Origin of the sequence: Azospirillum sp. ST 5-10, from assembly GCF_051225715.1 — a bacterium.
Lineage (GTDB): Bacteria > Pseudomonadota > Alphaproteobacteria > Azospirillales > Azospirillaceae > Azospirillum.
This window is the reverse complement of sequence record NZ_JBPJSP010000024.1, coordinates 71,043-84,604: the sequence shown is the minus strand read 5'-3', so window position 1 is coordinate 84,604 and position 13,562 is coordinate 71,043. Positions and strand designations below refer to the sequence as shown.

The 13,562-nt window shown below is 73.8% G+C and carries 13 protein-coding genes; 5 read left to right on the top strand and 8 right to left on the bottom strand.

The features are described from left to right. Positions 1-13: 13 nt before the first annotated feature. The 3 genes from ACSBPG_RS22995 to ACSBPG_RS22985 all read right to left on the bottom strand — a co-directional run bounded on the left by ACSBPG_RS22995 (position 14) and on the right by ACSBPG_RS22985 (position 2,582). Complete coding sequence (locus ACSBPG_RS22995; RefSeq protein WP_435539558.1) at positions 14-1,072, bottom strand: ABC transporter ATP-binding protein; 1,059 nt, start codon at positions 1,070-1,072, stop codon at positions 14-16. 9 nt (positions 1,073-1,081) lie between these two features. Next, on the bottom strand, positions 1,082-1,852 hold the full coding sequence (locus tag ACSBPG_RS22990; RefSeq protein WP_435539557.1) for an ABC transporter permease: 771 nt from the start codon (positions 1,850-1,852) through the stop codon (positions 1,082-1,084). A 97-nt stretch (positions 1,853-1,949) separates the two neighbouring features. Beyond that, entirely contained in the window at positions 1,950-2,582 is a 633-nt protein-coding gene (locus ACSBPG_RS22985; RefSeq protein ID WP_435539556.1) for a TIGR00725 family protein, read from the bottom strand. A 115-nt stretch (positions 2,583-2,697) separates the two neighbouring features. Here ACSBPG_RS22985 and ACSBPG_RS22980 point away from each other — a divergent pair, with 115 nt between their 5' ends. After that, entirely contained in the window at positions 2,698-3,498 is an 801-nt protein-coding gene (locus ACSBPG_RS22980; RefSeq protein WP_435539555.1) for a DeoR/GlpR family DNA-binding transcription regulator, read from the top strand. Between the two features lie 23 nt (positions 3,499-3,521). Here the strand turns inward: ACSBPG_RS22980 and ypfJ are convergent, their stop codons facing one another. After that, the gene (gene ypfJ, locus ACSBPG_RS22975) at positions 3,522-4,406 is read right to left on the bottom strand and encodes a KPN_02809 family neutral zinc metallopeptidase (protein WP_435539554.1); all 885 of its coding nucleotides are present in this window, start codon (positions 4,404-4,406) and stop codon (positions 3,522-3,524) included. 177 nt (positions 4,407-4,583) lie between these two features. Here ypfJ and ACSBPG_RS22970 point away from each other — a divergent pair, with 177 nt between their 5' ends. Continuing rightward, positions 4,584-4,778, top strand: coding sequence for a hypothetical protein (locus ACSBPG_RS22970; protein WP_435539553.1), 195 nt, complete (start codon positions 4,584-4,586; stop codon positions 4,776-4,778). A gap of 53 nt (positions 4,779-4,831) precedes the next feature. Here the strand turns inward: ACSBPG_RS22970 and ACSBPG_RS22965 are convergent, their stop codons facing one another. After that, positions 4,832-5,038, bottom strand: a complete 207-nt coding sequence (locus ACSBPG_RS22965; RefSeq protein ID WP_435539552.1) for a DUF2795 domain-containing protein — start codon at positions 5,036-5,038, stop codon at positions 4,832-4,834. A 256-nt stretch (positions 5,039-5,294) separates the two neighbouring features. Here ACSBPG_RS22965 and ACSBPG_RS22960 point away from each other — a divergent pair, with 256 nt between their 5' ends. From ACSBPG_RS22960 to ACSBPG_RS22950, 3 genes are read left to right on the top strand one after another with little or no spacing between them, the layout of a single operon-like run. Then, positions 5,295-5,699, top strand: coding sequence for a response regulator (locus ACSBPG_RS22960; RefSeq protein WP_435539551.1), 405 nt, complete (start codon positions 5,295-5,297; stop codon positions 5,697-5,699). A gap of 24 nt (positions 5,700-5,723) precedes the next feature. Further along, positions 5,724-7,133: a hypothetical protein gene (locus ACSBPG_RS22955; protein ID WP_435539550.1), complete on the top strand. Its 1,410-nt coding sequence runs from the start codon at positions 5,724-5,726 to the stop codon at positions 7,131-7,133. A gap of 22 nt (positions 7,134-7,155) precedes the next feature. Beyond that, positions 7,156-9,537, top strand: coding sequence for an FIST N-terminal domain-containing protein (locus tag ACSBPG_RS22950; protein ID WP_435539549.1), 2,382 nt, complete (start codon positions 7,156-7,158; stop codon positions 9,535-9,537). A 64-nt stretch (positions 9,538-9,601) separates the two neighbouring features. Here ACSBPG_RS22950 and ACSBPG_RS22945 read toward each other — a convergent pair whose 3' ends face one another. Genes ACSBPG_RS22945 through ACSBPG_RS22935 form a run of 3 tightly spaced genes read right to left on the bottom strand, consistent with a single transcriptional unit; the run spans position 9,602 to position 13,539 of the window. After that, positions 9,602-11,890, bottom strand: coding sequence for a xanthine dehydrogenase family protein molybdopterin-binding subunit (locus tag ACSBPG_RS22945; protein ID WP_435539548.1), 2,289 nt, complete (start codon positions 11,888-11,890; stop codon positions 9,602-9,604). 1 nt (position 11,891) lies between these two features. Beyond that, entirely contained in the window at positions 11,892-12,908 is a 1,017-nt protein-coding gene (locus ACSBPG_RS22940; protein ID WP_435539547.1) for an FAD binding domain-containing protein, read from the bottom strand. Position 12,909: 1 nt separating this feature from the next. Next, entirely contained in the window at positions 12,910-13,539 is a 630-nt protein-coding gene (locus tag ACSBPG_RS22935; RefSeq protein ID WP_435539546.1) for a (2Fe-2S)-binding protein, read from the bottom strand. Positions 13,540-13,562 lie beyond the last annotated feature (23 nt).

The window sequence follows — 13,562 nt, the reverse complement described above, 5'->3', positions numbered from 1 at the left end:
GACGAGATCTCCCTCAGTCCGTGTCGGGTGGCAGGAGCCGGACCGCGTCCGGCGGGATGGCGACGCCGGCCACGGCGCCGCGGAAACTCGTCTCCCCCTTGACCAGGCCGGCGCCGACCCGCAGGTCGTAGCGCCGGATCGGCCCGAGGAAGCGGTCGGCGGCCAGCGCGCCGACGAAGCGGTTGACCGCGTCGGCCCCGTCGGCCCCGGCGGCGGCGGCGGCCGCCAGCGGGCGCACGTCCTCGGGCCGCACCAGCACGGTGACCGGCGCGCCGGCGGGGTGGCCGGCGGTGGCGCAGGCGAGCGGCCCGACCGGCGTGTCGACCAGCCCGTCCGCCCGCACCCTGCCGTCCCACAGGTTGGCGTGGCCGACGAAGGCGGCGACGGCGCGGCTGGCCGGGCGGTCGTAGAGGTCGCGCGGCGACGCCACCTGGAGGATGCGGCCCTCGCGCATCACGGCGACGCGGGTCCCCATGGACAGCGCCTCCTCCTGGTCGTGGGTGACGTGCAGGGTGGCGATGCCGGCCTCGCGCTGGACGCGGGCGATCTCGTCGCGCATGCCGGCGCGCAAGGACGCGTCGAGCGCCGACAGCGGCTCGTCGAGCAGCAGGGCCCGCGGCTCGAACACCAGGGCGCGGGCCAGCGCCACCCGCTGCTGCTGGCCGCCCGACAGGGTGGCCGGCAGGCGCCCGGCGAAGCCGGCCAGCCCGACCCGCTCCAGCGCCGCCTCGGCGCGCCGCCGCCGCTCGGCCGCGGCGACGCCGCGCACCTTCAGGGGATAGGCGACGTTCTGCCCGGCGGTCATGTGGGGGAAGAGGGCGTAGGACTGGAAGACGACGCCGAGATCGCGCGCCCGCGGCGGCAGCGCGGTGACGTCGTGCCCGTCGATGAGGATGCGGCCCCGCTGCGGGATCAGGAAGCCGGCCAGCAGCTTCAGCAGGGTGCTCTTGCCCGAGCCGGACGGGCCGATGACCGCCAGCAGCTCGCCCTCGGCGATCTCCAGATCGAGGTCGAAGACTCCGGCCTGGGCGTCGGGGTAGCGGAAGGTGACGGCGCGCAGCGCGACGGGCATGGCGGGCTCCTAGCGGCGGCGGGCGAGGCGCGAGGCCACGGCACCGGCGGCGGCGGTCGCCACCGCCAGGGTCAGCAGCACCACCGTCGCGGCGCAGGCGAAGCCGGTGGCGCCGTAGAAGGCCTGGAGCAGGACCACCGGGTAGGTGCGGTTGAGGAAGCCGGCGACCAGGTTGGACAGCTGGAACTCGCCGATGGAGATGGCGGCCACCGTGATCAGGCCGGCCGTCAGGCTGTGGCGCAGCGACGGCAGGACGATGTCGAAGAAGCGCTGGCGGAAGCCCGCCCCCAGGGAATCCGCCGCCTGCTCCATCGCCGCCAGGCCGAGCCGCTCCATGTCGGCGAGCAGGGTGTGCAGCAGGTAGGGCAGGGTGACCACCACGTGCGCCGCCACCAGCAGCCAGACGCTGCCGAGCCACGGCAGGGCGTCGGAGGAGAAGACGAGGATGAAGCCGAAGGCGATCACCAGCTCCGGCACGGCGATCGGCATCAGGGTCACCAGCCGCGCCGCCACCCGCACGCCGCGGCTGGCGCCGGCGTGGATCGCGTAGGCCAGCGGAACCCCCAGCACCGTGCAGGCGAGGGCGGTGCAGGCGACCACCTGCAGGCTGGTGGAGAAGGCGCGCCGGAAGCTCGGGTCCTCGGCCACCTCCAGGTACCAGCGGCCGGTGAAGCCGGAGGGGAGCAGGCTGTTGGTCCAGCTCTCGCCGAACGAGCCGAGCAGCAGCAGCGCCATCGGGGCGGCGAGATAGACCAGGTAGAGCAGAGTCACGACGGCCATGCCGTCCCCCAGGAGCCGTGTCGGCTTTCGCTAACGATGATGTCCGGAAACGATCATAACGGCGTCGCGTGATGGTATGATGACACACCCGGACAAATCACGCGGACAGCCGCAGGATGGCCCGGGCGACGCCGGCCAGCGCCTCCTCCGCATCGGCGCAGGGCACGGCGCCCGGGATCGCGTAGGCGCCTTCCAGCAGGAAGACGGGGCGGCCGAAGTGCAGGCCGAAGGCGATCTCCGACAGGGTGCCGTAGCTGCCGCCGATGGCGACAAGAGCGAGGGACGCCCGGGCGATGACGGCGTTGCGCGCCTCGCCGAGGCCGGTGGCGATGGGAATCGCCACATGCTCGTTGGCGGTCGACCAGCGGGCGTCGGGCAGCACGCCGATGGCCAGCCCCCCGGCCTCGGCGCAGCCGCGGCACACCGCCTCCATGACGCCGCCGCGGCCGCCGCACACCACCGGCACGCCCCATTCCCCCAACACCCGGCCGACCCGTTCGGCGGCGGCGAGCTGGGCGGCGGTCGCCTCGCGCGGGCCGATGACGCCGATGGGGACGCGCGGCACGCCGGGCTGCGCGTAGGCCCAGCGGACGGCGCCGGCGGCATCCACCGGCACGGCGTCGTCGGGCACCGCCTCGGCGGCGCCCCAGTCGAGCGCCCGGCGGTCGAAGCGCCGGCCGTCGTGATGCAGGCTGTTGCGGGCCGAGGACAGAAGCAGGCGGGCGGTCATGACGGGCGCTCCGTTGATCCGGCGGCCAGGGGACTGTAAGATATCTTCCGTCGATTGTAAAGTTATGGACGGGGCGTCCTTGGGCGCCCCCGGGCACCACGGCACGGAGGCAGGCGTGAGCGAAGATCCGGCGAGCGATGCGGCGTCCGTGCTGGGCGCCCTGACCCCGCGCCAGCGGAGCATCCTGGAGATCGTGACGGCCCAGGGCTTCGCCACCGTCGACGCCCTGGCCCGGCGCTTCGACGTGTCGGCCCAGAGCATCCGGCGCGACATCATCCGTCTCGACGAGGTGCGGCTGCTGCAGCGCTTCCACGGCGGTGCCGGGGTGCGCGAGACGGCGGCGGTGCGGCTCGGCTACGCCCAGAAGCAGCGCGCGGCGTCGGACGCCAAGGAGCGGATCGGCCGCGCCGCGGCGGCGCTGGTGCCGGACGGCGGCTCGGTGTTCCTCGACGTCGGCACGACGGCGGAGGCGGTGGCGCGCGCGCTGCGGGGACGGGCGGGGCTGCGGGTCTTCACCTGCAGCCTGCCGGCGGCGATGCTGCTGGCCGGCGATCCCGGGGTCGAGGTGTTCGTGACCGGCGGGCTGGTGCGCGGCGCCGACGGGTCGCTGGTCGGCGACCACGCGGTGCAGGCGGTCGCCCGCTTCCGGGTCGACGTGGCCGTGCTGGGCTTCTCCGGCTTCGACGAGGACGGGGCGCTGATGGACTTCGACATGCAGAAGGTGGCGGTGAAGCAGGCGATCCTGGCGGCGGCGCGGCGCGGCGTGGCGGTCGGCGACGCCGCGAAGTTCAGCCGCACCGCCGTCGTCCGTCTGGCCCCGCCGTCGGCCTTCTCCGCCATCGTCAGCGACGGGGCCCCGCCGGCCCCCCTGCGCGAGCGCCTGGAGGCGGCCGGCGTGGCGCTGGTCCGCGCCTGAGCCAGAGCCGGTCGGCGCCTGAACTAGAGCCGGTCGGCGGCGAAGCTGTCGCAGGCGTCCAGGGTGCCCGCCTCGAAGCCGCGGCGGAACCAGCGCACCCGCTGCTCCGAGGTGCCGTGGGTGAAGCTGTCGGGGGTGACGCGGCCCTGCGCCTGGCGCTGCAGCCGGTCGTCGCCGATGGCGCTGGCGGCGGTCAGCGCCTCCTCGACGTCGCCGGGCTCGAGGATCTGCCGCTGGCGCTGGGCGTGGTTCGCCCACAGGCCGGCGTAGCAGTCGGCCTGCAGCTCCTGGCGGACCGACAGGGCGTTGGCGTCCGCCTGCGGCCGCCCGGCCTGGGCCTCGCGGACCCGCTCGGAGGTGCCCAGCAGGGTCTGCACGTGGTGCCCCACCTCGTGGGCGATGACGTAGGCCTGGGCGAAATCGCCGGGGGCGTCGAACCGCTCGCGCAGGTCCCGGTAGAACGAGAGGTCGATGTACACCTGCCGGTCGAGCGGGCAGTAGAACGGCCCCATGGCCGCCTGGGCGGTGCCGCAGGCGCTGTCCACCACGCCCGAGAACAGCACCAGCCGCGGCTCCTCGTAGTCGCGCCCCATGCGCTCGAACTGGGCGTTCCAGGTGTCCTCGGTGTCGGCCAGCACCACCGAGACGAAGTCGGCCAGCTCGTCGTCGGCGGCCGAACGCTGCGCCGACCGGGTGTAGCCGCCGCCGGACGGCTCGCCGCCCCCCAGCAGCACCAGGGGATCGATCCCCAGCACGTAGCCGAGCAGCAGGAGCGCCACCACGCCGCCGATGCCGAGGCCGCCGCGTCCCAGCCGGATGCCCCCGCCGGGAAACCCGGCCTGGCGGAACCCGCCGCCGCCGCGCCGATCCTCCACGTTGCCGCTGCGCCGTCCGCCCTGCCACCGCATCGTCGCCTCCCATCCTGGCGCAGCGACAACCGGCGCGGCCGCCCCGGTGTTCCCGGAACGCCACAACGGTAGCGATTCGCAACGGTTTATGGTAGCTTCTCGAAACTAGTTCTCCCACATTCCGTCGCCCGGCCGTACGATGACGACGGATGCCGGGAGGATAGGAAGGAGGGCGGAATGGGCGAGATCGACGATCTGCTGGCGCGTTCGGAGGCCTTGCGCCTGCGCTTCCAGAACGCCGACCAGCGCCACCGGACGGCGTCGGCCGGCGCCCAGCGCGTGCGCGAGCAGGCCCGGCTCACCCGTGACCGCCTCCGCGACGACTGGGCGACCTTCCTGGAACGGGTCGAGGACGGACCGCACCCGGCGTGAGCGCCGTCGGCGGCGCCGGAGCGTGCCCGTTCCCGGTTTGCCGCATCGCCCGTTCAGTGGCTTTTGCCGAAGCCCTTCATGACGTCGGCCATGGAGCCGTAGCGGCCGTCGGGCATCGCCTCGATGGCCCCGATCACCTCGTCGTCGGCGCCTTGGGCACGGGCGTGGCGGACGAGATCCGGCTTTTCGGCGGGGAAGTCGATTCCCTTCAGGTGATGGGTCAGGTTGGCGGGCGAATGCCCGCCCATGCCGCGGGTCATGGCGAATCTCCTTCGTTGTGCCGGTGACAACAGCCGGCCGGCCGGAGCGTCGCGCGGTCCGGTGCGCCGGCCGTCCCGCCCCGTTCGCCGGATACGAATGATGCGCCCGGGAGTCAAAAAAAGTCGTCCAGCAGTTATTATATTGTTTTGTTCCCCAATTGACACAACCAAACTGCGCTCTTAACGCTTCGGTAATCGCCGATCCTTAGGCTGTTCGTTGAGGGATAAATAAGTATAACGAGCCAAGGAGAGTGATATGACCTCTGCGCTCGTGATCGATGACGAGGAAATGGTGAGGTTGGTCTTGCGCCAGTTCCTCGAGAAGTGTGGGATCACTGTGATCGAGGCACAGGACGGCGAGGAAGGCCTGCGCCTGTTCCGGGCCAACCACGTGGACGTCGTGATCTGCGATCTCATCATGCCGCGCGCCGACGGGATCGCCACCATCATGGACATCCGCCGGATCGCACCGGCGGTGAAGATCATCGCCATCTCCGGGGGCGGCCGCAGCCATGCCCTGGAACTGTTGAAGGTGGCGGGGCAGATGGGGGCCGACCACGTGCTCGGCAAGCCGTTCTCGCGCAGCCAGATCCTCGATGTCGTGGCGCAGTGCCTGCCCGGCGGGCTGGGCCGCACCACCGCCGCCACGGGCGGCGCCTGAGCGACGCCGTGCGGGGGAGGAGACATGAACGCATCATCGTCCATCGGTGAGAAGCTGCGCACCTGGTTCGCCGCCGACGCGCCGCCTTCCGCTCCGCCACGGCCGCAGCCCCACGCCGTGCCGCCGGCCGCCCCGGAAACGGACGGGGCGGAACGCCTGCGCTCGGTCCAGCGCCGCCTCAAGGAACTGCTGAGCCAGCCGCAGCTGCTGTCCACCGGCCGTGTCCACATGATCAACCTCGACCGGGTCCGGGAGCATCTCGGCCCCGCCTGGCCGGCGCAGCGCGCGCGCGTCCATACCGCGGCCGACCGCATCATCGCCCGCCACCTCGACCCACGCGACGTGCAGTTCCGGGCCGGCGACGGCGAGTACATCGTCGTCTTCGCCACCCTCGACCGGGAGGCGGCGCGGCTGGTGTGCGCCAAGATCGCCGAGGAGCTGCACCGCCTGTTCGTCGGCGATCCCGACCTGGCCGAGGTGCGGGTCGCCACCGCCGTCGGCACGGTCGACGGCAGCACGCTCTACGAGACCGCCTCGGTGGCCGACCTTCTGGCCGCGGCGGGGCGGCGCGCCGCCGATCCCGCCGCCGCGGAGCCGGACGCCGACGCGAGTCCCGCCGAGGCCGGCGCCGACCGGCCGGACGATCCGGAAGGCCGGCCGCGCGTGTTGCGGCTGGCCGGGCGGGACGTCGACCGCGTCGACACCATGTTCCGTCCGGTGTGGGACGTCGAGCGCCAGGTCATCTCGACCTACATGTGCACGCCCGTGCGCCATTTCCCCGACGGTTCCGCGCTGGAGGGGGCGGCGGCCCTGGCCGCCATCGACGATCCGCAGCGCCTGGCGCGGCTCAACGCCGACGCCCTGATCGACACCGCGGAGACGCTGGACGAGCTGTTCCGCAACAAATTCCGGCTGATGGTCTCGGTCCCCGTCTGCTTCGAGACGCTGGCGGCCCGCCGCACCCGGCAGGACTACCTGGCGCTGTGCCAGTCCATTCCCGACTACCTGCGCCCCTTCATCACCTTCGAGTTCCTGCGCTTCCCGGCGGGGGTCCCGAACGGCCGCATGACCGAGCTGGTGAACGAGATGCGGCCGTTCTGCCGCTGGATCTTCCTGCGGGTCGACCTGAAGCAGGCCAGCTTCGCCACCTTGGCCGGCACCGGCCTGACCGGCGTCACCGCCGTCGTGCCGTCGGACCGCACCGCCGAGTCGCGCACGATGGAGGACCTCAACGGCTTCGTCACCGCCGCCGAGCGGGCGCACCTGCGCACCTGCGTGGTCGGCATCGCCTCGACCAGCCTGGCGCTGGCGGCGCGCGGCGCCGGGGTGACCTTCATCGCCGGCGACCGGATCGGCCGGGTCGAGGAGATCCCGCAGCACATGCTGCGGTTCGGCTGGCAGGACCTGTTCCGGCGCGATTCCGGCCGCCGCTGACCGCCACCCTGGGAGTGCCGTCATGCCCGACTCGCTGCAGCCCCCGGAGCCGGCGGTCGCCACGCTGGCCCTGCCGTTCGCCGCGCTCGCCGGCCCGGACGGCCGCGACCGGCTGGCCGAGCTGGCCGTCGGCGGCCGCGCACCGCGCCTCGTCCTCGGCTACGCGTCGCCGCACCTCGATGCCGCCGACGTGGCGCGGGCCGTGCGCGACGGCCTGCCCGCCGGGACGCCGCTGGTGCTGGTCTCGACCGCCGGCGAGCTGTGCCCGGGGCGCGCCGGCGGCCTCTACGCCGCCGCCGACGGGCCGTGGGACACGGTGGTGCTCCAGTCCTTCGGCGACGGGCTGTTCCGCGACGTCAGCGTGCACGCCGTGCCGCTGCACAGCGAAGACATCCGCGCCGGCACCGTGCGGCTGACCCACGACCAGCGGATCGCCGCCATCGCCGACGACTTGGCCGCCGTCGCACCGCCGTTCGCGCTCGACTGCCACGACACGGTGGCGCTCGCCTTCGTCGACGGCCTGTCGGCCAGCGAGAACCATTTCATGGAGGCCGTCTACGGCACCGGCCGGTTCCCGGTCCTGTTCGTCGGCGGCTCGGCGGGGGGCACGCTCGACTTCACCGGCACCTGGATCTTCGACGGCCGGCAGATCCTCCAGAACCACGCCGTCATCGTCTTCGTGAAGCTGGCCGCGGGCATCCGCTATGGGGTGCTGAAATCGCAGAACTTCCGCAAGTCGGGCGTCTCCTTCACCATCCTCGACGCCGACCCGGTGCGGCGCACGGTGAACAGCGTCATCGACCCCGACACCATGGAGGTGACGGGCTTCGTCGACGCCCTGTGCCGCAGCCTGGGCTGCGCCCCCGGCGCCCTGGAGGCCGAACTCGTCGACCGCACCTTCGCCATCGAGCTGAACGGCGAGCTGTTCGTGCGCTCGGTCGCGCGCATCGGCGGCGACGGCACGGTCTCCTTCTTCTGCGACGTCAATCCCGGCGACGAGCTGTTCCTCGTCGAGGCCACCGACTTCGTCGCCCAGACCGCGGCCGACGTCGCCGCCTTCCTCGCCGGCAAGCCGCCGCCGGTCGCCGGCATCCTCAACGACTGCGCCCTGCGGCGCCTCAACAACCGCGCCCGGCTCGCCTCCATGTCCATGTTCGACGGCCTGCCGGTGGCGGGCTTCTCGACCTTCGGCGAGCTGCTGGGGATCAACGTCAACCAGACGCTGTCGGCGCTCTTCTTCTTCCGGTTCGGCGACGGCGAGGGGTTCGGCGACGACTACGTCAGCCGCTTCCCGGTCCACTACGCCAGCTACCGCACCTATTTCGGGCTGGCCCGGCAGAACCGGCTGAGCATGCTGAACCGGCTGCGCCAGCGGCTGATCCAGACCCTGCTGACCCGCGGCGAGGCAGCCGCGCCGCTCTACGGCCGGGTCGAGCAGATCACCGCCTGCGCCGAACGGGCGGCGGCCGAGGAGCCGGGCAACCTCGCCACCGCGGTGGTCGACCTGCTCGGCGCCGTCCGCCTCGCCCGGCGCGAGAGCGAGGCCGCCGCCATGGCGCTCTGCCACCGCGAGGCGGAGCTCCGCCTGGCCGAGGAACGGCGCGCCGCCGCGGAGATGCGCGCCGAACTGGAGGGTCGCATCCGCAAGGCGCAGAAGCTCGAGGCGCTGAGCTGCCTGGCCGGCGGCATGGCCCACGAGATCAACAACATGCTGCAGCCGATCCTGGGGCTGACCGAGCTGGCGATGGACGAGGTGCCGGCGGACGGCCCCGCCCACCGCAACCTCGCCCGCGTCATCGAGGCGGCGCAGCGGGCGCACGGCATCACCGCGCAGGTGCTGCGCTTCAGCCGCGCCGACCACGCCACCGCGGCGCCGCTGGCGCTGGCCGCGGCGGTGCGCGGCGCCGTCGGCATCGTCGACCTGCTGGCCCGGCACGGCGTCGCCGTCCACTGGCGGATCGCCGCGGACGACGTGGTGGTCCGCGCCGACGAGACGCAACTGGTCCAGGTGCTGATCAACCTCGTGCGCAACGCCGTCGACGCCATGGCGCAGGGCGGCGCGGTGACGATCAGCCTCGCCGCCGAACACTGTCCGCCGCTGGCCGAGGGCGACCGCGTGTTCCCGGAAGGCCGCTATGCGGTGCTCGCCGTCGCCGACCAGGGCAGCGGCATGGACGCGGCGACGCTGGAGCGCATCTTCGACCCCTTCTTCACCACCAAGGCGGTCGGCAAGGGGACGGGCCTCGGCCTGCCGATGGTGCACGGCACCGTCGCCGACTGGGGCGGCCGCGTCGCCGTGACCAGCGCGCCCGGGGCCGGAACCACGGTGCGCATCGTCCTGCCGGCGGTGGAGGCGGACGCCTACCCCGACCCTCCCCCGCTTCGCGGGGGAGGGGGCTCTTGAAGCCCTCCCCTCCCGAAGCGGGGGAGGGTCGGGGGCGGACCCTGCGCCAACGCGCTCGGCGCCGTCACACCGCCAGCAGCTCGTCCAGGCGGATCGGCAGGTCGCGCACCCAATGGCCGGTGGCGTGGTGGACCGCGGCGGCGATGGCCGCCGCGGTGCCGACGTTGCCGAGCTCGCCCAGGCCCTTGACGCCGGCGGGGTTGACCTCGCGGTCCTCCTCCGGCACGAGGATCACCTCGAGTTGGCGGATGTCGGCGTTCACCGGCACCAGGTACTCGGCGAGGTCGCGGTTGACGTAGCGGGCGGCGCGCCGGTCGATCTCGGTCTTCTCGTGCAGGGCCGAGCCGATGCCCCAGATCATGCCGCCCATGAGCTGGCTGCGCGCCGTCCGGGTGTTCATGATGCGCCCGCCGGCGAAGGCGCCGACGATGCGCGGCACGCGGATCTCGCGGGTCAGCGCGTGCACCCGCACCTCGACGAACTCGGCGCCGAAGGCCATCATCATGCGGTCGCCGGACGTGCCGCCGCGGAAGGTGGGCTGGCCCTGGTAGAGCTTGCGCACCGCGTCCGGCCCGGCGCCCGGCGGCGACCACTCGACGTACTCCTCGAGCGCCGCCGCGCCCATGGCGGCGAACACGTCGCCCAGCGCCATCCGCGCGCCGTCCGCGGCGACCACGGCGCCGTCGGCGAGGTCGAGCCCGTCCGGCGCGCGGCCGGCGAGCGGGCCGCCGCCGGCCGCGGCGGCGCGGAACAGCTTGGCGCGCACGGCGTCGCACGCCGCCATCACCGTCGAGCACAGGCTGGCCGTGGTGTTGGAGCCGCCGGCGACGGGGGCCGGCGGCAGCGCCGTGTCGCCCAGCGCCACGTCGACGGCCTCCACCGGCAGGCCCAGCCGCTCCGCCGCGATCTGCGCGATCACGGTGTAGGCGCCGGTGCCGAGGTCGTGGGCGGCGCTCTCCACCCGGGCGGTGCCGTCGGGGGTCAGCCGCACCCGCGCCGCGGCGGCGGCGGTGTGGGTGGGGTAGCAGGCGGTGGCGCAGCCCATGCCGATCAACCAGTCGCCGTCGCGCATCGAGCCCGGCTGCGGCGAGCGCTCGGCCCAGCCGAAGGCCGCCGCCGCCTCGTCGAAGCACTGCATCAGGGAGCGGCTGGTGTAGGGCCGGCCGTGGATCGGCTCGCGCATGGTGTCGTTGACGCGGCGCAGCTCCACCGGGTCCATGTCCAGCGCCGCCGCCAGCTCGTTCATGGCGCTTTCCAGCGCGTAGACGTAGGGCGTCTCGGGCGGCGAGCGCATGTAGCCCGGCGTGTTGCGGTCGGCCTTGACCATGTCCACCCGCGAGGCGACCGTGCCGTAGCCGTAGAGGCGGGTCGTCGTCTCGGTGCCGGCCACCACGTAGGGGTCGGGGCGCGAGGTGACCTCCTGGCCCTCGTGGCTGAAGGCGGTGATGCGGCCGTCCGGGGTGGCGCCCATGCGGATGCGGTGGCGTGTCTCGGCGCGGTAGGTGGTGGTGGTGAAGCCCTGGCCGCGGGTCACCACGCAGCGCACCGGGCGGCGGATGCGCCGCGCCGCCAGGGCGACCAGCCCGGTGCGCGGCGTCATCGGCCCCTTGGAGCCGAAGCCGCCGCCGACGAAGCGGCTGACCACCCGCACCTGGTCGTCGGCGATGCCGAGCTGCTGGGCGACCGCGTGGCGGAAGCCGTAGACGAACTGGCTCGGCTCGTAGACCGTGAGCTGGTCGCCGGTCCATTCGCAGGTGGTGGAGAACAGCTCGATCGGGTTGTGGTGCTGGATCGGCGTCGAGTACGCCACGTCGATGGTCACCGGGGCGGCGGCCAGCGCCGCCTCGGCGTCGCCGACGGCGGGGTCCTCCTTGTGCCGCGGCGCCGCCTCGCTGGCCCGCACGGTCTCGGTGCCGGGCGAGTCGAAGGTGGCGCTCGGCCGCTCGACCGTGCACTCGGCCCGGACCCGGTAGGCCGCCTCGCGCGCCGCCTCGTAAGTCTCCGCCAGCACCAGCGCGATGATCTGGCCGTCGTGCCAGATCCGCGCGTCCTGCAACGGGGCGATGGAGGTGGCGCCGTTGAGGCCGAACTCCAGCGGCTTCAGGCCGCGGACGTTCTCGTGGGTCAGCACCTCGATGACGCCGGGCACGGCCGCGGCGTCGGCGACGTCGATGCGGGTGATGCGGCCGCGGGCGACGGCGCTGGTCACCAGCACGCCGTGGGCGAGGTTGGCGACGGGATGGTCGGCGGGGTAGCGCGCCGCGCCGGTGACCTTGAGGCGGGCGTCGATGCGCGGCACCGGCGCGCCCATGTTGCGCTTCGGGGCCGGAGCGGCGGCGTTCTGGTCGGTCATCTCAGGCCTCCATCCCCTTGGTTTCCATCAGCGCGCGCACCAGGGTCCGCTTGGCGAGCGGCACCTTGAAGGCGTTGTGCTCGCGCGGGCGGGCCCCCTCCAGGGCCGTCTCGGCCGCCGCCGCGGCACTCGCCTCGTCGAGGCGCCGGCCGCGCAGCGCCGCCTCGGCGGCGTGGGCGCGCCACGGCACGGTGGCGATGCCGCCCAAGGCGATCCGCGCCTCGCGCACGGTGTCGCCGTCGAGGTCGAGCGCCACCGCCGCCGAGGCCAGGGCGAAGGCGTAGGAGTCGCGGTCGCGCACCTTGACGTAGCGCGACCGCCGGGTCCACGGGCCGGCCGGCACGGTGACGGCGGTGATCAGCTCGCCCGGCCGCAGCACCGTCTCGACCTCCGGCGTGCGCCCGGGCGGCCGGTGCAGCTCGGCCAGGCGCAGGGTGCGCGCGCCGTCGGGGCCGAGCGTCTCGACCGCCGCGTCGAGGGCGATCAGCGCCTGGGCGAGGTCGCCGGGATAGGTGGCGATGCAGGCGTCGCTGGTGCCGAGCACGGCGTGCTGGCGGTTGACGCCCTCCATGGCGCCGCAGCCGGAGCCGGGCTCCCGCTTGTTGCAGGGCCAGCTCGTCTCCCGGAAATATTCGCAGCGGGTGCGCTGCAGCAGGTTGCCGGCGAGGCTCGCCATGTTGCGGATCTGCTGGCTGGCGGCGAGCGTGAGCGCGTCGGCGATGACGGGATAGTCGCGGCGCACCGCGGGGTGGGCCGCCGCCTCGGCCATGCGCACCAGGGCGCCGAAGCGCAGCCCGTCGGCCGAGGCGGCGATCCGCCCGGCGTCGCCGCGCTCCAGGGCGTTCACGTCGACCAGCCGCTCGGGCCGCAGGACGTCCAGCTTCATCAGGTCGGTCATGGTGGTGCCGCCGGCGATGAAGTGGGCCGGCGCCCGCACCGCCGGGACGGCGCCGCCGCCGGCCGCCGCCTGCACCGCCCGCTCCGGGCGGTCGGCGCGTTCGTAGAGGAAGGGGCGCATCTCAGGCCTCCTGCATCTTCGCCTTCGCCTGGCGGACCGCGGCGACGATGTTGGGATAGGCGGCGCAGCGGCAGAGGTTGCCGCTCATGTACTCGCGGATGGCATCGTCGCTGTCGGCGTGCCCCTCGTTGACGCAGCCGACGGCCGAGAGGATCTGGCCGGGGGTGCAGTAGCCGCACTGGAAGGCGTCGTGGTCGACGAAGGCCTGCTGCATCGGGTGCAGGGCGCCGTCGGCGGCGGCCAGCCCTTCGATGGTGGTGATCGGCCGGCCCTCGTTCATCGCCGCGAAGCTCATGCAGGAGAGCACCCGGCGGCCGCCGACCAGCACCGTGCAGGCGCCGCACTGGCCGTGGTCGCAGCCCTTCTTGGCGCCGGTCAGGCCGATGTGGTCGCGCAGGGCGTCGAGCAGCGAGGTGCGGGCGTCGAGCGCCAGCCGGTGGTCCTGGCCGTTGACGCGCAGGACCACCGGCAGCGGTGCGCGGGGATCGGCGGCGGCGGCCGGCGCCGCGGCGGCGCCGGCGAGGCCGCCGACCAGCGGCAGTGCCGCGCCGGAGGCGGTGGCGCCGAGGAAGCCGCGGCGGTGGAGGTCCGGTCCTCTGCCGGGGCCGGTCGGATCGGAATGGGACGTCATGGGGAAAGCCCTGTTGGTGCGGA